Raw genomic sequence first — 18,518 nt, forward strand, 5'->3', positions numbered from 1 at the left:
AGGCTTTTCTTTCTGAGCTTGGCAGGAGATCAGATGTTAGAAATCAATGATTTGTCAGTCAACATTCCGGCATTGCCGGAACCGATTTTAGCCATTCCGCAGTTATCTATTCCCGATGCGCAACAGGTTGCCGTGATGGGGCCTTCCGGTTGCGGAAAAAGTACCTTTCTCAATATTATCAGCGGCTTGTTAAAACCAAGCCACGGCAGCGTGCGCTGGGGGCAGCAAGATCTGACCGCACTTTCAGCCACCGCCTGCGACACTTGGCGCTTTGAACATATCGGCATGGTGATGCAGGATTTTCACCTGACTAACGGCTTGAGCGCGCTGGAAAATGTACTGCTGCCGTTTGCCTTTCGCAATTGGACGGTGCCGGACGCGATTAAACAACGGGCGGAATACCTGCTCAGTGAAATGAATATGCCACGCCTACACAGCGATGTGGCGAAACTGTCGCGCGGTGAAATGCAACGGGTGGCAATTGCCAGAGCGCTGTTGGCAAAGCCGCAGGTGATTATCGCCGACGAACCGACCGCCAGCTTAGATGCGGAAAATAGCCGCAATATCGCGCGTTTATTGCTGGAAATCAGCGAAAAAGAGCGCTGCACTTTAGTGGTGACGACCCATGATCACTTCTTGTCCGATCAACTTCAGCGTCGCTTAATACTACAAAACGGCGTGATCGTATCTGACGAGCTGAAAGGAGGACAAGTATGTTAATGTTAAAACTGTTGTTGCTTGACTTTAAACGCAGTAAATTCGGCAGCCTGATGATTATTTTCCTGATTGCCTTATCCACTGCATTAAGTATCACCGTCAGCTTGCAAGAGCGCGCGTTGCGCGAAGGCAGTGCGCAGGCGGCGGATCGCTTTGATTTAGTGGTCGGTGCGCCGGGCAGTGAAGTGCAGTTAGTATTGAGCACGGTATTTTTACAACCGTCACCGTTGAATTTATTGGATACGGAAGTATTCAAAGAGATTGAAGCGAACCCACTGGTCGATTGGGCAGCTCCGTTGGCATTTGGCGATTACTATCAAAATATGCCGATTGTCGGCACCAATACCGCACTTGTACTGGACGGCGGCGAGCGCCAACTGGCGTCAGGGAGAGCCTTTGAAAAAGATTATGAAGCGGTGGTCGGCGCCAAGAGCGGTTTAGCGGTTGGTGACACCTTCAGCCCGATGCACGGACAATTGGGCGAGAGCAATCATCACGCCCATGATGATATTGTGTATAACGTGGTCGGGATTTTGCCGGAAGAGGGCAGCATTTGGGACAAAGCGCTGCTAGTGCCAATTACCAGCGTTTGGGATGTGCATCAAGACCACGATCACGACGGTCCCCCGGGTTATGAAGACGATCATGATCACGAACATGACCATGATCACGAGCATGAAATCGCCGAACTGGGCGTGTCTGCGATTGTGATTAAGCCGCAAAGTTTTGCCGGGGCTTACCAATTGCGCAGCCAATATAAAACCGAACAAACTCAAGCGGTTTTCCCGGCAGAAGTGCTGGTGCGCGTGTACGGCGTGTTAGGTGACAGTAAAGAAGTGCTGCTGTGGGTGTCGATTGTCACTCAAGTATTAGTTGCGACCGCACTTTTAATGATCATCGTGCTGTATCTGCAAAATCGCCAAAAACAAGTGGCGGCTTGGCGGATTTTCGGTGCGCCGCGTGCGAAGATTTTCCTGCTGATTTGGTTTGCACTGATCGTGATGATCGCCCTTGCCATGTTGCTCGGCGTGGTGATTGGCTATATTGCGGCACAACTGATTTCCCAGCATCTCAGCCTGCAAAGCGGCTTTGTATTGCCGGTGCGATTGGGCGAAGAAGAGTGCTGGTTTATTCTGTTTAACTTCATTTTTGCGATTCTGATTGCGCTGTTGCCGTCGTTGCTGCTCTATCGTCAATCGCCAATAAATGTTTTACGAAACACGCAAGAATGATATGATAACGCCCTAAATAATCAGGAAAGAACATATATTTGGGTAAGGAGAGTCTGTGTTGCAGCATCATATAGAACAACATAGTGTTATTGATAATCAACGTTTAGTCGTAACACTGGCTTCAACTCAAGCCGAAATTGAAGACGCACAGCGTTTGCGTTATGAGATTTTCGCACAGGAAATGGGCGCGAAAATCAACAGTGTTAACGGTTTGGATATTGATAAATATGATGAACATTGTCAGCATTTAATCGTGAGAGATGAAGATAACGGCCGAGTGGTCGGCTGTTATCGCCTGCTGACCATTGAAGGCGCACGTAAAGTCGGTGGCTGGTATAGCGCCGGCGAATTTGATTTAAGTCGTATCGAGCATATTTTGGATCGCACCGTCGAACTGGGCAGAGCCTGTGTGCATAAGGATTACCGCAACGGCGGCGTGGTGATGTTATTGTGGTCGGGGCTGATCAAATTCATGCACTTGGAAAACCTGTCCTACATGATCGGCTGCGGCAGCATCAGCATGAGCGACGGTGGTCACATGGCAGCAAGTCTGTACCGCAAATTGGAGAAAAAGTACCTTTCGCCACTGGAATACCGCGTATTTCCACACGTTCCGGTGCAGTTAGACAAATTAAAACAAGATTTGGAAGTGTCCACCCCGGCGTTGATTAAAGGTTATCTGCGCGCTGGCGCTTATATTTGTGGCGAACCGGCTTGGGATCCGGATTTCAACTCGGCTGACGTGTTAATTATGATGCCGATAACCCGTCTTGACGAACGTTACTTGAAGCATTTCTGTCGTTAATTCTTCTGCAAAAAAATAATAAGGCGGTTTATGCGATCTTTGATGGTTTTCGGGCGGTTAGCGTTAATCGCCTATTTTCTAATGAGTGGTGTTTTTCAAATGTTGGTATTGTTCCGCTGGTGCACGCCGGAACAAAAATTGGCGCGGATTCAGCACTGGTCACAACAAATTCTCAAGGTGTTTAACATTCGGGTCAACGCGCACAATGTGCCGCCGTTGTCACAGGTTAAAGGCTCAATGTTTATCAGCAACCATGTTTCTTGGTTAGATATTTTTGCGATCAATTCTGTGCTACCGGGGCAATTTATTGCCAAAGAAGATGTGCGCAAATGGCCGATCATCGGCTATCTGGCGGCGCAGGCGAATACGGTATTCGTCTCGCGTCAGCGCGGCAACGGCAGCACGCAGGGCAAAGTCGACGGCGTAGCGACCGCACTTCGCAACGGCGCGCAAGTGACGCTATTTCCGGAAGGCACTTCAACTAACGGCGAACAGGTGTTACCATTCAAAAGCAGTTTTTTCCAAGCCCCAATCGACGCCAAAGCCAAAGTATGGCCGGTGCTGTGTTTCTACCCGGCGGAAAACGGCGGCACAAACGAAACCATGGCGTATTACGGCGATGTCAGTTTGGTTCAATCACTCAAAGATCTGGCAGCACAAAAAAGTGCGGTCATCGAATTGACCTTTTACGAAGCGATCGACGCCACCAACAAAGAACGACGCGATCTGGCAGATCATATCCAAGCAATGCTTTCCACCGAACTGGCAAAAGCGCTGGAGCGGAGTTATCCATAAAGCCAAGTGCGGTTTGTGGGCTAGCAAGCCCACACTACCGTTCGAGTAAAAAAGTCAGTCGTCATCGGCGAAATATGAGCGAAATATGATAGTTAAATTCAACGGACTGATCGGATTAAAATAGCGCATGATTTATCTATCTTGCAACTACTACCAACAACAGCAATGCGACTCCTGCCAATGGTTGTCGCTGGATTATCCTACTCAATTAACTCACAAACAGCAACATCTGCAACAACAACTGAGCGACCTCGATTTAACTGATGCCGAATGGCTCACACCGTTTGCATCGGAATTGAGCGGCTTTCGCAACAAAGCCAAAATGGTGGTCAGCGGCAGTGTGGAACGCCCGATTTTAGGGATTGTCAACGATCCTGACGAGCCGCAAAGTGCGGTTGATTTGTGTGGCTGCCCACTGTATCCGAACAGCATTCAGCAACTTTTTCCACAACTAAAAGATTTTATCGCACGAGCCGGGCTGGTGCCGTATAACCTACTGAAACGCAAAGGCGAACTGAAATATATTCTGCTCACCGAAAGTCGCTATAACGGCAAATTGCTGCTGCGTTTCGTGTTGCGCAGCGAAAATAAATTGGCATTGATGCGGCGTGAATTGCCGGGGTTGTTGCAGCGGCTGCCGCAATTGGCGGTGGTGTCGGTAAATATTCAGCCGCAGCACGCTGCGATTTTGGAAGGCGAGCAGGAAATTTTTCTGACCGAGCCGCAAGTGCTGGAAGAGCGGTTTAACGACATTCCGCTGTTTATCCGCCCGCAAGGCTTTTTTCAAACTAACCCGAGCGTGGCGACCGCACTTTATCATCAAGCGCAAGTATGGTGCGCCGAAATAAATCAACAGCAGCCGATCACGCGGTTATGGGATCTATTTTGTGGTGTCGGCGGTTTTGGCTTGCACTGTTTGTCGGCATTAAAAGCCACTTCCGCGCAGGGCGCGCCGCTGATTCAGTTAACCGGCATTGAAATCTCGCCGTCGGCAATTGCCAGTGCTAAGTTATCGGCGGATTATTTGGGGCTGAATGATAATATTCAAACGGCGGTCGTGTTTCAATCGCTTGATTCCGCACGTTTTGCAACCGAAGACAATCAGCACGAAAAACCGCACTTGGTGATTGTCAACCCGCCGCGTCGTGGTATCGGCAAGCTGCTGGCAACATTTTTAAACGAGTTTTCGCCGCCGTTTATTCTGTATTCCAGTTGCAACGCGGTGAGTATGGGAAAAGATTTAGCAGTATTGACGGATTATCGCATCACGAAAATCCGTTTGTTTGATATGTTCCCGCACACTGCCCATTATGAAGTGTTGCTGTTGTTGCAACACCGGGGCAATCTAGGCTAGTCGGTCGGCTTATTATCAATCACTACTGTCGCATTGGCACGTCTGATGTAGGGATCATGATTTTTCGTTTTGGTTTGTTGATTTTTAAGCTCATTCGTTTCCTGTGCCGTCGTCGATAAATATTGGTCGCAGGTGCTTTCTTTTGAATGTGCGAAAGCCAGCGAGCTGGCGAATAGCATGAACGCGCTCAAAACAGCAGCAATTGAAGTCATTTTTTTGCTATACACAAACAACTCCTTTGTTATGTAGCGGTAAAGATTTGTAATGGTAAAAGTGGTTGTAAAAAATGAATATAACTGAGCTTTCATTTTGTTGTTAATCGTCTGATATTCTGATTTAACTTGGCAGACAAGATAGGGTTTGCGCAATAACGGTGCGTTGAGCAATAAAAGGCGCGGAACAGTTGCTAAAGTCAAAACATTGTGTTTGGCTTGCTTGCTTGCTTGCTTGCTTGCTTGCTTGCTTGCTTGCTTGCTTGCTTGCTTGCTTGCTTGCTTGCTTGCTTGCTTGCTTGCTTGCTTGCTTGCTTGCTTGCTTGCTTGCTTGCTTGCTTGCTTGTTAGTGAACATATTCATGCGCATATTGATTTCATTTCAGATTAGGTTTTATATATATTAAAACACTTTTTTACATTAACTTCCATTTAAATATTTTGGTTGTTTGTTAATATTTTTTTATTGTCTATTTAATGTGGGTTTGAAACACGTTTTATGCTGTACCGGTTAATAGCGGAAATGCTTCGGATTGACATATTCCACGCCGCGATCAAGATAGGCAATTTTTTCCAACTGTAGCAAATAACGCTTGGCTGGCAACCCGCCGCCGAATCCGGTGAGTACGGCATTTTTTCCTAAAATGCGGTGGCAGGGAATGATAATGCTGATCGGATTGCGCCCGACTGCGCCGCCGACCGCTCTTACCGCTTTCGGATTGTTGATTTGCCGTGCCAATTCGCCGTAGCTGCTGAATTGCCCGTAAGGAATTTGTAATAATGCCTGCCAAATCTGCTGCTGAAATGGCGTGCCTTGCGGCGCGAGCGGAAGATCGCGGAAAGAATCCGCTTCGCCGTTAAAATAACGTGCAAGTGCGGTTTTGGTCGCCAGCAACACGGGCTGTTGATCGTCTTGTTGCCAGCCGTTTTCTGGTACGGATTGCTCGGCTTCAAATTCGACACCGACCAGCGCACCGTTTTTTGCCAGCAATAGTAAATTGCCGACAGGCGAAGCATAATAACTATAGAAGATTGACATATTCACCTCATACTGACTTAAATAAAAAAGACGTGCTGTTGGCGCACGTCTTGATTATAAAATACCTTCTCTAAATTAGAAGCGGTAATTTAAGGATAAACCGTAAATGTTGGCTTTTGATTTTGAGCTGAATGTTGCGCTAACACCACTCTCGGTTTCGGTAAAGGTGTTGTCTTGAGCAATCAAGTGTGAGTAGCCAATATCAACCGACAAATCCGGTGTAAAACGGTAAGTTGCGCCCAAACTTAACCAAGTGCGGTCTGCATCCGGAATAGAAATTGAGTGGTAGCCTCGTTGTACTGGGCTTTCGTCATAAGCAATGCCGGTACGCAGTGTGAATTGTTCGCTGAAATTGTAACTTAATCCTAAAGCGATACGGCTGGCATCTTTAAATTTTTCGTTTTTATGGAACAGCTGCTTACTATCGCTACCTTTGGCATCCAATTCTTGGAAACGGCTCCAACGAGTCCATTTGTAGCTATAAGATGCTGCAAGTTTGTCAGTTAAACGGTGATAACCGGATACTTCCCAATAAGCCGGTAGGTTCAAAGTTAAAGCGCCCGGGATCACATTACCGCCGGTTCCGCGTGGCGCTGGAAGTTGGCTAGAGAAATCGCCTTTAAAATCAATATCAACATGAGAGTGATAAGCCACACCGATACGGTTGCGTTCGTTAAATTCGTAAACCACGCCTGCATTCCAGCCATAACCCCATTCTTTGCCTTCCAAGCGAGCGGCAACAGTAGAACGTGGCGCCCCGCTGACATCACCTAACACGCCTAGATGACGTTCAACCAAGGCATCAGCATAAACGGCGTTCAGTCCTAAGCCGAATGACCAATGTTGATTTAAACGATAAGCACCGCTCAGGTTAAAATTAATCGTGGTGAGATCAGTTTTTCCGGCAAAAACACCAGCAGAATAGTTGGAATCAAACTCGGTTGCCAGTCCGTAGTTGACGTTAATTCCGCCACCAACGGCAAATTGATCATTAATTGGCTGAACGTAATAGAGATTTGGAATCAATCCGCCTTTTGCAATTTTGTTATGTGAGGCGTCGGCATTGCTTGGGATGGTGACAGGCGTACCGGTATTTGGATTGACTACCGTTACACTATTGATTTTACCACTCAAATTCACGTCCGGCTTGATATAAGTCCCACCAACCGAAATCTCAGCACGTTTGAATTGAGTCATTAGTGCCGGGTTGATTGCCACAACCGAGGCATTTTCCGCAATCGCAGCGTCGCCGGCATAAGCACGTCCTAAACCTGAGGTAGAGACTTCTGCTAATTGGAAGGCGGCTGCCGAGGCATAACCGGCGGAAAGGATTAATGTCGCACTAAGTAATGATTGGTTGAGTTTATTCAGTTTAAACATAATTAAGTTCCATTAAAGAATACATTGTTGTAAAAATGTGAAAGATTCTAATCAATCATGATCCCCAGAGCAAATGTTTTTATTTATTTATGTGATATTAACGATCATTTATTAGTTTTTTCTGTTGCAGTCATGCGCCAGAAAACAGCAATTTCGCTTTTTCTATGTTAAAATATGAATATCATTTTTATTATATTTGGAGAGAAAAAATGACTACAGAACAAAAATGCAAAGCAGAAGAGAGTAAAGTGTGTTGTTGTGTCGATGTCGGCACGATTATTGACAACGAAGATTGCGGCGTGCAGTTTGAGCAGGTTTATGCTACTGAAGCATTGGCGCAAGAAGCGTTACAATATTTAACCGAAAAAGCACGTGCTGCGGAAAGCGATCCGGCGAAAATTGAAAGCAGTATCAGCGCGGTGGATGGCGGCTATTTGCTGAAAGCGGATTTTGAATTCAGCTGCCAAGCCGAAAGCATGATCTTCCAATTGTCCACCCGTTAATTTAAAACTTAAACCGCACTTGGCACGGATTAAACCGCTGCCAAGGGCATTTCAAGCAACCTTTAAAAGGATTCAAGATGAAAAAGAAAAAACAGCCGAGCGAAAGTGCGGTCAACAATTTTGTGGCGAAAAACATGGCGAAATTCACCCGTCATCAGATTCATGAAAAAAGCTACAAAGCGACCAGAAAGCAAAATAAACAAAACCTGAAAAGAGAAAGCCTCGATTCAGGTTTTGGCGTTTATGGGGGCTGGAAATTACAGCTTGTTGTACGTGTCGGCTAAACTTGCGCCGCCGGAGCAGTGGTAGTGCAACGCCACCGGAGCGGTTGATGAAATGTTGACACTGGTTGGAGTAAAGTTAAAGACTAACACCGAACCGTCATCATTGATTTCATAACGGTTTTCGCCTTTTTTCAGCGCTTCGCCGCTAAAGTAGTCATAGCGAAAATAGAAGTAATGGCGATTTTTTGTATTGTTGACATGCAGGATCCTTTATTTCTTAATGGATATTTCAGAGCATTAGACTTTACCGGACTAAATTAATTCAATTTTCTTAGCATAAAAATTGAAAAGCGTCGCAGTCAATTTACCTTTTTGCTACTATATGATTTCTTTTTGATTGTTATTTTTTCTCTTGATAACCGGAACCTACTTTCTATGCAAAATCAAAGTTTATTACAACGCTTTTTTAAGCTGCAACAGCACGGCACGGACGTGAAAACCGAAATTATCGCCGGCACGACCACCTTTTTAACCATGGTGTATATCGTTTTTATTAACCCGTCGATTCTCGGCGTGGCTGGCATGGACAGCCAAAGCGTGTTTATCACCACCGCGCTGATCACCGCTTTCGGCAGCATTTGTATGGGCTTATTCGCCAATTTACCGGTAGCGTTAGCACCGGCGATGGGCTTGAACGCATTTTTCGCCTACACCGTGGTGTCGAAATTAGGGCTGTCTTGGCAGGTCGGCATGGGCACGATTTTTTGGGGTGCAGTCGGCTTATTTTTGCTGACGTTGTTCCAAGTGCGGTATTGGCTGATCGCCAGCATTCCACAAAGCCTGCGTGTTGGGATCACCGCCGGGATCGGCTTGTTTATCGCATTAATGGGTTTCCAAAATTCCGGTATTGTGGTGGCACATCCGGCAACGCTGCTGACCTTGGGCGATCTGTATTCCACTAAAGTGCTATTGGGCGTGTTGGGCTTTTTCATTATCGTGATTTTAGCCGCGCGCAATATTCACGCCGCAGTGTTGGTTTCAATTGGCGTGGTGACCGCACTTGCATTGATTTTGGGTGATGTGCAGTTTAACGGCGTGTTCGCCATGCCGCCAAGCGTTTCCAACGTGGTCGGGCAGGTTGATCTTGCCGGGGCGTTGGACATCGGCTTATTAGGTATCATTTTCTCGTTTATGTTGGTCAACTTATTCGACTCGTCCGGTACGTTGTTGGGCGTCACCGAAAAAGCGGGGCTTGCCGACGACAAAGGACGCTTCCCGAAAATGAAACAGGCGCTATTGGTTGACAGCGTCAGCTCGGTGAGTGGTGCGTATATCGGCACGTCATCGGTTACGGCATACATTGAAAGCAGCTCCGGCGTATCAGTGGGCGGGCGCACCGGCTTGACCGCAATTGTGACCGGCATTTTGTTCCTGTTAGTCATTTTCCTGTCGCCACTTGCTTCGCTAGTGCCGTTATATGCCACCGCAGGCGCATTGATCTACGTCGGCATTTTGATGTCCTCCAGCCTAATCAAAGTGCGTTGGGACGATTTAACTGAAGCCACACCGGCGTTTATCACCGCCGCAATGATGCCGTTCACCTACTCGATCACCGAAGGGATTGCCTTTGGTTTTATCAGCTATTGCGTGATGAAAGCCTTCACCGGCAAAATCAAACAAATCTCGATTCCGGTCTGGGTGGTGTCAATTTTGTTCTTAGTGAAAATTGTCTTTATTGATAAAGGGCTTTTGCATTAAGTCGTTAAGGAGAATCCAATGAAACAAATCTTATTCGTGGTCAATAGCGCGGCATACGGCAGTGAAAATTGTTTTAACGCGTTGCGTCTGGCGATTATGTTGTTGGAAGAACACAAATCGGAAGTGGAACTGAAAATGTTCCTGATGTCAGACGCCGTGGTGGTAGGGCTACAAGGGCAAACACCGAATGAGGGCTACAATTTACAGCAAGCATTGGAGATCATCACCTCACTCGGTGCAGAAGTGAAGTTATGCAAAACCTGCACCAACGCCCGTGGCATCAGCAATTTACCGCTGGCAGAAGGCGTGGAAATCGGCACGCTGTCCGAACTGGCGGCATGGACGGTAGCGGCAGATAAGGTGTTGACGTTTTAATATTGCATCAAAATGAAAACAGGGCGGATTTTTTCGCCCTGTTTGTTATATATGTATTATTGATAAAAATTTATTCAGTATGGAAACGAAAAAGATAAAAATATTATTTCTTATTTTATTTATCGTTTTAGTTATTATTCCAGAAATTGCAATATTTTTTAATATTAGATTTTGTGAGAATGTATATTCAATGGATAAGTATATTGGTGGTCTAACGGCTATCAAATTTTACTCTAATGCTAATGAAATTAGAGGTGTCCAATTTTTACTTCAAACTTTCTATCTGTTTATGACACCATTGATCGGGTTATATGAATTTAAGTTAGGGAAAGAATACTATCTATCAACTTCAAGGGTTGAAAAAGAAACATCATCTGTATATATAAAAATAATTTTAGGTTGTTCTTTTCCTTATCTGATTTATATCTTGTTATCCTTATTGGATTTGGAATTAAGCAATGATAAAACCATTTTTATTTCTACAAGGATTTTATTTGGAGATGGTTTTATTATAAACTTAATACGGTTTATTTTATACACTATTATATATTTAAGTAATTTGTTTTCTATTGTTTATTTTTATAAATTGATCAATTTTAAAAAATAATTTTATAGATAGAATGACTATTAAGTATGATGATAGGAAGTGAAATTTATATTGTTTATTCCCTTTCAGTTTAATTAGCTAAGCAGGGAGAGAGACAAGAAACATCATTTTTCATCCAATAGCCCGCATTTTTTAGCGGATTATCTGCTAAAATCAAGCGTAAATAATGATTAACCCAAAGTGCGGTAGCGACAGCATGATGCAAAAACTTGACCCGATCACACATCCGTTAAACAGCGTTTCTTTGATTGAAGCCTCGGCGGGCACCGGCAAAACTTACACCATTGTGGCGTTGTATCTGCGTTTATTGCTAAATGCAGGCGAAAACGGGTTAAGCCGTGCGTTATCGGTGGACGAAATTTTGGTGATGACCTTCACCGACGCAGCCACCGCAGAGCTGAAAGATCGGATTCGCAGTCGGATTGTTGAAGTCAAAGCCCTGTTTAGTGGAGTATTGAATCAACAATTGGCAAAGCCCAACAGTGACGATCCGTTTATTCTGGCACTGTTTGAGGCAGTCAAAACCGACTTGCCAAGTGCGGTGTTGCGGTTGGATATGGCGCAGCAGAATATGGATACCGCAGCGATTTTCACCATTCACGGATTTTGTTATCGAATGCTGATGCGCTATGCGTTTGATTCGGGCGAGCATTTTAACTTAGAGCTGGAGGCGGAAAACGGCGAGTTGCTGCTGCAGTTCTGTCGCGAATACTGGCGCGAACAGTATTATCCGCAGAATCTGGCAATCAGTGCCTTTATTCAACAAACCCTGAAATCGCCGCAAGCGGTGTTAGCTCGGATCAAAGCTGATCTCAGCGGCGAAATGCCACAAGTGCGGTTGGGCGCAGTTCAGGGCGATTTAACTGATTTTTTTCAACGACAGTTGATGCCGTATTTTGCCGAGATTGCCGAACTGAAAAGTGAATGGCTGGCACAGCAGGCGGATATTCAAGCGTTAATTTTGGCGGAAATTCAACGTACAAAAGACAAACGAATTGACGGGCACAGTTATCAAGAGCGCTATATCGTACCGGCAATTCAAGCGATTAATCAGTGGGCGCACAGCTCAGATAATCTCTTACACCCTAAATTGACGCAATATTTCTCACAACAAATATTGGATCAAAAAACCAAAGGTGATGACAAAATCACTCATCCGCTGTTTGGCACAGTCGATCGTCTACAAACCAGCCTTACTTATCCGTCGCTCTTGTTGTGGCATTATATTCAAGGCGTGCGCAGTAAAATTTCAGCCTATAAAGCCACGCATAAAAAAGTGGATTTCGGCGATTTATTAAGCCGACTGAAAACCGCACTTTATGCCGAAAACGGCGCCAGTTTGGCGCAACTGATTCGCCAGCAATTCCCGTTTGCGATGATCGATGAATTTCAGGATACCGATCTTGAGCAATACCAAATTTTCAAACGGTTATATTTGGATCAACCGTCGGGCGGTGACAGCGGAATGATTATGATCGGCGATCCGAAACAGTCGATCTACGCCTTCCGTAACGCCGACCTGTTCACCTATTTAACCGCCGCTGAAAATGCGCAACAGCGCTACACCTTAGACACCAACTGGCGCTCGACGCCTGAATTGATTAGCGCGGTCAATCGCATTTTTTCGGATGCCGAGCAACCGTTTATTTATCAACAAATTCAGTTCCAGCCGGTGAATGCCGGCAAAAAATCGGTGCAAATCCAGTTAAATCAACAACCACAAAAACCGTTGAATATTCTGCTGAGCGCTGACAAAAACGACGACATGGCGGCGGCGTGTGCGCTGTCGATCCAACAATGGCTGAAAGCGGCGGAGCAGGGCGGGCTGCATTTTAGCGACCCGGATATTAGCTTGAGCGCCAAAGATTTTGCTGTGCTGGTGCGTACTCGGAAGGAAGCGGAAAAGGTGAAACAGGCGCTTGCCGCTCTGGGCATCCAAAGTGTGTATCTGTCTGATCGCAGCTCGGTGCTGGACAGTGAATGGGCGCAGGTGATGTGCTATTTGCTACAAGCCTGTTTGCATCCGCAGCAGGAATTGGCACTGATGAAAGTGCTGGCGAGCAGACTGTTTCATTTTAACGCTCAACAGTTGTTTCAGTTGCGCCGAAATGAACAGGCGTGGGAAAGTTGGATTCGGGATTTTGTGCAATATCAACGGATTTGGCAAACCCAAGGCGTGCTGCCGATGATCCACCGACTGTTGCAGCAGCAAAGGCAGATCGCCACGCTGTTGGCAATGCCCGACGGCGAGAGGGCGATCACTGATTTGCTGCATTTGGCGGAATTGCTACAGCAAGGCGCGGCGATTAATGAAAACGAACACGCGCTGTTGAGTTGGTTTGAGCAGCAGATGCGCAGCGGCGAAACGGAAAGTGACGAAGTGCGGCTGCGTTTGGAAAGCGAGCGCAATTTGGTGAAAATTGTCACCATACATAAATCCAAAGGCTTGGAATACGGCGTGATTTGGCTGCCGTTTTTAGGTGCGGCTTTTGAGGATAAAAGCAGTAAAAAGATTCAACGCTATCACGGCGACGACAATCAGTTGTATTACGATTTGAGCGGCGAACACGCGGCAAAAGGGCTGACGGAGAAAAAAGCGGAGGAGCTGCGGCTGCTGTATGTGGCGCTGACGCGGGCGCGTTATCAATTAAATCTTGGTTTACCTACAGAATTTAATATCAAATCTAGCTGGAATGCGTTGGTCTATTTATTAGCCGACAAATCACCACCGACAGGAAAGAAAAACGCGACACAATCCATTTTGCCATTGTTGCAGCAACGTTTGCATGAGGCGGATTACAGTATCACGCCGTTGGCGGAGCTCAAGCCTGATGACTGGCGCGCGCAACAACCGCCGCAGCCCGAATTACAGGCGGCAACCTTTCAGCGCCGAATCGAAAATAATTGGCGGGTCAGTAGCTTTACCGCACTTGCCGCGATGCAGCAACGCAATCAAAATCGCAGCCGACACGGACCAGCGGAGAGCCAACAAAACAGCTATCAAGACAGTGCATACGATTATGATGTGGAAAACGTGGAATATCGACTATTGTCGCAGCAAGCTGCCGCGTTGCCGCAGTTAAACCGCTGGCAGGGGCAAACCTGCACGCCGTTTAATTTTCCGCAAGGGGCGAAAGTCGGCAGTGCGCTGCACGATGTGCTGCAATATAGCGATTTCCAAGTCCGTGGTGACCAAGTGCGGTTGCAAACACTTTGCCAGCAGTTAGATCTGAATGAGGATGTTTGGTTGGAACCGCTGCAACAGTGGTTTGAACAGATTTATCAAACGCCGTTCACTGTTGAACAACCGCACTTGTGCTTGGCGAATTTGGCGCCGTCCGATGTATTAAAAGAGTTGGCGTTTGTGATCAGCATTAATCGTCCGTTGTCGATGTCGGCACTGAATCGCTTGTTGCAGCAGTATCACCCGCTGGCGGCAACCCAGCCGCCGTTGCAGCTGGATCAGATTCAGGGGATGTTGCGCGGTTTTATTGATTTGATTTGCCGAATTGATGGCAAATATTATCTGCTGGACTATAAATCCAATTTTCTCGGTGAAGGCTACCAAGCCTATTCACCGGAGATTTTGCTCGAAGTGGTGGCGTACCACCGCTATGATTTGCAATATTTAATTTACACCCTTGCCTTACACCGCTATTTGAAACAGCGTGATCCGCACTATGATTATCAGCGGGATTTTGGCGGTGTGTACTATCTGTTTTTGCGTGGCATGGACGGTGAAAGCAGCCAAAGCGGCGTGTATTTTGACAAGCCGGATTGGCGATTGATTGACGGTTTAGACAACTTATTGGCGGATTTTTGATGATAACTCTTTTGCAGCAGCTTAAACAAGCCGAGGCGATCAGCCCGCTGGATTACCAATTTGCCCGTTTTATCGATAGAAAACAGCAGCCGTTCGACTATCCGCAAACGGTGGCGGATTTGGCGGTGTTGTTGGCGGCGTTGTCCAGTTATCACAGCCAAAGCGGCAGCACTTGCATCAAGCCGCACGATTTTGAGGCGGGCGATTTTTTCGATTTGGCAATGCAAACTGAGCTGCGTCCGCTGTTGCAACAGGTTCGTGAGCGGCTGCAAACGATTGCGCCGGCGCAGTGGCAAACCGCACTTGCAGTGCATATTGCGTTTAGCGACCAAGCACAACAGCCGACACCGCTGTTTTGGGCGAACGGCTTACTGTATTTATACCGCAATTTCAGCGATGAGCGCCAAATTGCCGAGCAGTTATTGCTGCGTTTGCAACAACAGCCGCCGCAACTTGCTCCGTCAAAATTGGCGGAATTTTTATCGCAACTGTTTGAGCCGCAAACCGATGGCGAGATTGACTGGCAAAAAGTGGCAGTGGCGACTTCGGTGCGCCACAGTTTCAGCTTGATTTCAGGCAGGCCGGGCACCGGCAAAACCCGCACCGTGAGCAATTTGCTGCTCACTTTGCAATGGCAGCAGCAACAAATGCAGCAACCGCCGCTAAAAATCGCACTGGCAGCGCCGACCGGCAAAGCGGCGGCACGTTTGAGCGAGTCGATTAATCAGGCGTTGCAACAGCTGCCAAGTGCGGTTTCCGCCGAGCTGCGAGCGCAAATTCCGCAACAGGCGCAAACTTTGCATCGACTGTTGGGCAGCAACCCGAAAAGTCAGCGGCTGCGCTATCACCAAGGCAATCCGTTGCCGTTTGATCTGCTGGTGGTGGACGAAGCCTCCATGGTGGATTTAAACCTGTTTGCACAGCTGCTGAATGCGCTGTCGCCGCAAACTCGTTTAGTATTACTCGGCGATAAAGATCAGCTGACTTCAGTGGAAGCCGGTGCGGTGATGGCAGAATTGTGCCGTTTTTTAGCCGAAGGTTACAGCCTTGAACACTGTGCTTATTTGCAACAAACCACCGCTCAATCGCTTGCTGAAAATTGGGGCAAGGCGCAGGGCAATCCGATTCGTGATTGCTTGTCGTTTCTACAAAAAAGCTACCGCTTCCGTGCCGATTCGGGGATTAAAGCGTTGTCGCAGGCGGTGAATCAGGGAAAAGCCGAGAGCTGGCACGATTTTGAACGCTTTGCCGATTTGAATTTATATCCCTATCCGCAACTGTCGCAGCCAAACGCTGAGTTGTTGGATAGCGAAACGTTGGCGCGCAACCGCACTTTAGCAAGCGTGAATTTGATTTTGCAGCACGCCGTTGCGTGGTATGGCGAATATTTGCAATTGATGGCGCAGTTGGACGAGTTTGAACTGCCTAAAATCGCCGCCATTTTCCGCGCATTCAACCAAGTGCGGTTGTTGACCGGTTTACGCAAAGGAGAATTTGGGGTTGAACAGTTGAATTTGGCGGTGAGCGAACGCTTGCGCCAGACAGGGCAGTTGAGTTTTCACCTTGCGCATGAGTGGTATCACGGCAAGCCGATTATGGTGCTGCAAAATGACAATGCCGCCGAGTTGTATAACGGCGATATCGGTTTATTTTTAACCGACAAACACGGCAACAGCAAGGTGTGGTTTGAAAACGGCGAAGGGCAATATCGGGCGGTGTCGCCGCACCGTGTGCCGAGCCATGAAGCGGCATTTGTGATGACGGTGCATAAATCGCAAGGTTCGGAGTTTGCGCATACGGCATTGATTCTGCCGTTGACGATGAACCCGATTCTCAGCAGTGAACTGATTTACACCGCCATTACCCGAGCCAAAGTGCGGTTTAGTCTGTTTGGCAATGCACGCATTTGGCAAAGTGCGGTTCAGCAGCCGATTCGCCGTCGCAGCGGTTTGTATTTAGCGTTGGGAGAAGCGGAAACAAACTAGCAATAGTGCTCGATTAAGCGGCGGCAATAGGCAGGCACGATCTCACTGGCTAAACCGTATTCCGCTTGCTGAAAGGCGGTTCTGCCTTTGCTCGGTTCAAGATTGAGTTCCACCGTGGTGGCATTGGCGAAGTTGGCTTCCTCGACAAAACCGGCGGCAGGATAGACATTGCCGCTGGTGCCGATTGAAATAAAATAATCACAGTGCTGCAGCGCACGGTAGATTCTCTCCATTTGAAACGGCATTTCGCCGAACCACACAATATGCGGGCGCAGCCCCTGACCGCACTTGGCACAGCAATCGCTTGGGGTTACCTCTCGCTGCCAAGCATAGACCGTGCCGCAGCCCACACAGCGCACTTTCAAGAGCTCACCGTGCAAGTGAATCAAATTCTGACTACCGGCACGTTCGTGCAAATTGTCCACATTTTGTGTTACCACTAACAGATTTTCAGCGAATTTTTGCTCTAATTCCGCGAGCGCATAGTGCGCGGCGTTCGGTTGAATGTCTGCTTGTTGCAGCTGCTGACGGCGCTGGTTGTAAAACCGTTGTACTAATGCCGGATCACGCTGAAAGCCCTCTGGCGTGGCGACATCCTCAATCCGGTGATCTTCCCACAGCCCGTCGGCGGCACGAAAAGTGCGAATACCGGATTCGGCAGAGATGCCGGCACCGGTCAGCACCACGATTTTCGGTAAAGTGCGGTTGAACAACGCCTCGTTCGACATTGATTAGCCCTCTTTTTGTTCACGCAGCTGGCGTAGCACCGCTTTCATTTTGCCGTCTAATTCGGCACTCAGTCGCAAGGTTTCGCCGCTTTTCGGGTGTTCGAAACGAATCGCATAGGCGTGCAAAAACAAACGGTTTAAGCCGACCGCTTGCATTTTTTGATCGAAATCCTGATCGCCGTATTTGCTGTCGAGGGCAATAGGATGTCCGACATATTGGGTGTGCACCCGAATTTGGTGGGTGCGACCGGTGATCGGCATCGCTTTAATTAAGGTAGCGGTTTGCCCATAGCGTTCTTCAATGCTGAAACGGGTTTCTGACGGCTTGCCCTGTTCGCTGACCCGCACAATCCGCTCGCCACTTGCCAGTTCATTTTTATTTAGCGGCGCATTCACGCTTTTACAGTGCGATTGCCACTGCCCGCGCACTAACGCAAGGTACTCTTTTTGAATGGTTTTATTGCGCAGCTGTTCATGCAGATTGCGCAAGGCGGAACGTTTTTTCGCCACCAACAAAATGCCGGAGGTGCCGCGATCCAAACGGTGAACCAATTCTAAAAAACGGGCTTCAGGGCGGAGGCTGCGCAACGCTTCAATCACCCCGAAACTCAATCCGCTACCGCCATGCACCGCCAAGCCAGACGGCTTGTTCAGCACCAAAAGCACATCATCTTCAAACACAATCTGCTGTTCCAGCTGTGCCACTTGCTGCAATTTATTGGAAATCGGCGCTTGCTCTTTGGCGGAGGTTTTCACCGGCGGAATCCGCACCACGTCATCGGCTTGCAGTTTGTATTCGGCTTTCACCCGCCCTTTGTTCACCCGCACTTCGCCTTTGCGGATAATGCGGTAGATCATGCTTTTCGGCACGCCTTTTAATTGGCTCAGCAGATAGTTGTCGATCCGTTGTCCCGCCTGATCGGCGCTGATAGTTTGAAAGCGAACGCTGTGATTAATTTCGTCTTGTGGTTTCATAATCGGA

At 47.6% G+C, this 18,518-nt stretch carries 17 protein-coding genes; 12 read left to right on the forward strand and 5 right to left on the reverse strand.

Translation table 11 applies throughout. From position 1 onward, the window contains the following. The first annotated feature begins 33 nt into the window (after nt 1-33). The 5 genes from ACUHGC_RS06500 to rlmC all read left to right on the forward strand — a co-directional run bounded on the left by ACUHGC_RS06500 (nt 34) and on the right by rlmC (nt 4,903). The gene (locus ACUHGC_RS06500) at nt 34-720 is read left to right on the forward strand and encodes an ABC transporter ATP-binding protein (protein WP_446834795.1); all 687 of its coding nucleotides are present in this window, start codon (nt 34-36) and stop codon (nt 718-720) included. Continuing rightward, nucleotides 714-1,949, forward strand: a complete 1,236-nt coding sequence (locus ACUHGC_RS06505) for an FtsX-like permease family protein (RefSeq protein ID WP_446834796.1) — start codon at nt 714-716, stop codon at nt 1,947-1,949. The genes ACUHGC_RS06500 and ACUHGC_RS06505 overlap by 7 nt, the downstream gene beginning before the upstream one ends. A 55-nt stretch (nt 1,950-2,004) precedes the next feature. Next, entirely contained in the window at nt 2,005-2,754 is a 750-nt protein-coding gene (locus ACUHGC_RS06510; protein ID WP_446834797.1) for a GNAT family N-acetyltransferase, read from the forward strand. A 30-nt stretch (nt 2,755-2,784) separates the two neighbouring features. Next, nucleotides 2,785-3,549 carry a lysophospholipid acyltransferase family protein gene (locus ACUHGC_RS06515; RefSeq protein ID WP_446834798.1) on the forward strand — a complete coding sequence of 255 codons (765 nt, stop codon included), beginning with the start codon at nt 2,785-2,787 and terminating at the stop codon, nt 3,547-3,549. A gap of 127 nt (nt 3,550-3,676) precedes the next feature. After that, nucleotides 3,677-4,903: a 23S rRNA (uracil(747)-C(5))-methyltransferase RlmC gene (gene rlmC / locus ACUHGC_RS06520; protein WP_446834799.1), complete on the forward strand. Its 1,227-nt coding sequence runs from the start codon at nt 3,677-3,679 to the stop codon at nt 4,901-4,903. Here rlmC and ACUHGC_RS06525 read toward each other — a convergent pair. From ACUHGC_RS06525 to ACUHGC_RS06535, 3 genes are all read right to left on the reverse strand, one after another. Further along, on the reverse strand, nt 4,900-5,484 hold the full coding sequence (locus ACUHGC_RS06525; RefSeq protein WP_446834800.1) for a hypothetical protein: 585 nt from the start codon (nt 5,482-5,484) through the stop codon (nt 4,900-4,902). The two genes, rlmC and ACUHGC_RS06525, sit on opposite strands and share 4 nt — an antisense overlap. Nucleotides 5,485-5,625: 141 nt before the next feature. Further along, entirely contained in the window at nt 5,626-6,153 is a 528-nt protein-coding gene (locus tag ACUHGC_RS06530; protein WP_446834801.1) for a methylated-DNA--[protein]-cysteine S-methyltransferase, read from the reverse strand. Between the two features lie 75 nt (nt 6,154-6,228). Next, nucleotides 6,229-7,533 carry an outer membrane protein transport protein gene (locus tag ACUHGC_RS06535; RefSeq protein ID WP_446834802.1) on the reverse strand — a complete coding sequence of 435 codons (1,305 nt, stop codon included), beginning with the start codon at nt 7,531-7,533 and terminating at the stop codon, nt 6,229-6,231. 209 nt (nt 7,534-7,742) lie between these two features. Between ACUHGC_RS06535 and ACUHGC_RS06540 the strand changes: the two genes are divergently transcribed. The 7 genes from ACUHGC_RS06540 to recD all read left to right on the forward strand — a co-directional run bounded on the left by ACUHGC_RS06540 (nt 7,743) and on the right by recD (nt 16,808). Then, the gene (locus tag ACUHGC_RS06540; RefSeq protein WP_446832555.1) at nt 7,743-8,036 is read left to right on the forward strand and encodes a YfcZ/YiiS family protein; all 294 of its coding nucleotides are present in this window, start codon (nt 7,743-7,745) and stop codon (nt 8,034-8,036) included. 77 nt (nt 8,037-8,113) lie between these two features. Further along, on the forward strand, nt 8,114-8,320 hold the full coding sequence (locus ACUHGC_RS06545) for a hypothetical protein (RefSeq protein WP_446832556.1): 207 nt from the start codon (nt 8,114-8,116) through the stop codon (nt 8,318-8,320). 375 nt (nt 8,321-8,695) lie between these two features. Then, a complete protein-coding gene (locus tag ACUHGC_RS06550) occupies nt 8,696-10,018 on the forward strand; it encodes an NCS2 family permease (protein WP_446832557.1) in 1,323 nt (440 codons plus the stop codon). 18 nt (nt 10,019-10,036) lie between these two features. Then, nucleotides 10,037-10,393 (forward strand): DsrE/DsrF/TusD sulfur relay family protein, encoded by a 357-nt coding sequence (locus ACUHGC_RS06555; protein ID WP_446832558.1) that lies wholly within the window; start codon nt 10,037-10,039, stop codon nt 10,391-10,393. A 79-nt stretch (nt 10,394-10,472) separates the two neighbouring features. Continuing rightward, entirely contained in the window at nt 10,473-11,000 is a 528-nt protein-coding gene (locus ACUHGC_RS06560) for a hypothetical protein (protein WP_446832559.1), read from the forward strand. A 166-nt stretch (nt 11,001-11,166) separates the two neighbouring features. Next, nucleotides 11,167-14,823: an exodeoxyribonuclease V subunit beta gene (gene recB / locus ACUHGC_RS06565; RefSeq protein ID WP_446832560.1), complete on the forward strand. Its 3,657-nt coding sequence runs from the start codon at nt 11,167-11,169 to the stop codon at nt 14,821-14,823. Further along, on the forward strand, nt 14,823-16,808 hold the full coding sequence (recD, locus tag ACUHGC_RS06570) for an exodeoxyribonuclease V subunit alpha (protein ID WP_446832561.1): 1,986 nt from the start codon (nt 14,823-14,825) through the stop codon (nt 16,806-16,808). Before recB ends, recD begins: the two co-directional genes overlap by 1 nt. On the opposite strand, the gene cobB is transcribed toward recD, so the two are convergent. Continuing rightward, a complete protein-coding gene (gene cobB, locus ACUHGC_RS06575; RefSeq protein WP_446832562.1) occupies nt 16,805-17,536 on the reverse strand; it encodes a Sir2 family NAD+-dependent deacetylase in 732 nt (243 codons plus the stop codon). The two genes, recD and cobB, sit on opposite strands and share 4 nt — an antisense overlap. A 3-nt stretch (nt 17,537-17,539) precedes the next feature. Next, complete coding sequence (gene rluC / locus ACUHGC_RS06580) at nt 17,540-18,511, reverse strand: 23S rRNA pseudouridine(955/2504/2580) synthase RluC (RefSeq protein ID WP_446832563.1); 972 nt, start codon at nt 18,509-18,511, stop codon at nt 17,540-17,542. Nucleotides 18,512-18,518 lie beyond the last annotated feature (7 nt).

The organism is Testudinibacter sp. P27/CKL/0425 (assembly GCF_052931395.1).

Coding starts and splice junctions, on each gene's coding strand:
- ACUHGC_RS06530 (WP_446834801.1), bottom strand. CDS start 6,153: ATGTCAATCTTCTATAGTTATTATGCTTCGCCTGTCGGCAATTTACTA.
- ACUHGC_RS06540 (WP_446832555.1), top strand. CDS start 7,743: ATGACTACAGAACAAAAATGCAAAGCAGAAGAGAGTAAAGTGTGTTGT.
- recB (WP_446832560.1), top strand. CDS start 11,167: ATGATTAACCCAAAGTGCGGTAGCGACAGCATGATGCAAAAACTTGAC.
- ACUHGC_RS06560 (WP_446832559.1), top strand. CDS start 10,473: ATGGAAACGAAAAAGATAAAAATATTATTTCTTATTTTATTTATCGTT.
- ACUHGC_RS06545 (WP_446832556.1), top strand. CDS start 8,114: ATGAAAAAGAAAAAACAGCCGAGCGAAAGTGCGGTCAACAATTTTGTG.
- ACUHGC_RS06505 (WP_446834796.1), top strand. CDS start 714: ATGTTAATGTTAAAACTGTTGTTGCTTGACTTTAAACGCAGTAAATTC.
- ACUHGC_RS06555 (WP_446832558.1), top strand. CDS start 10,037: ATGAAACAAATCTTATTCGTGGTCAATAGCGCGGCATACGGCAGTGAA.
- ACUHGC_RS06500 (WP_446834795.1), top strand. CDS start 34: ATGTTAGAAATCAATGATTTGTCAGTCAACATTCCGGCATTGCCGGAA.
- cobB (WP_446832562.1), bottom strand. CDS start 17,536: ATGTCGAACGAGGCGTTGTTCAACCGCACTTTACCGAAAATCGTGGTG.
- rluC (WP_446832563.1), bottom strand. CDS start 18,511: ATGAAACCACAAGACGAAATTAATCACAGCGTTCGCTTTCAAACTATC.
- ACUHGC_RS06550 (WP_446832557.1), top strand. CDS start 8,696: ATGCAAAATCAAAGTTTATTACAACGCTTTTTTAAGCTGCAACAGCAC.
- ACUHGC_RS06525 (WP_446834800.1), bottom strand. CDS start 5,484: ATGCGCATGAATATGTTCACTAACAAGCAAGCAAGCAAGCAAGCAAGC.
- ACUHGC_RS06515 (WP_446834798.1), top strand. CDS start 2,785: ATGCGATCTTTGATGGTTTTCGGGCGGTTAGCGTTAATCGCCTATTTT.
- rlmC (WP_446834799.1), top strand. CDS start 3,677: ATGATTTATCTATCTTGCAACTACTACCAACAACAGCAATGCGACTCC.
- recD (WP_446832561.1), top strand. CDS start 14,823: ATGATAACTCTTTTGCAGCAGCTTAAACAAGCCGAGGCGATCAGCCCG.
- ACUHGC_RS06535 (WP_446834802.1), bottom strand. CDS start 7,533: ATGTTTAAACTGAATAAACTCAACCAATCATTACTTAGTGCGACATTA.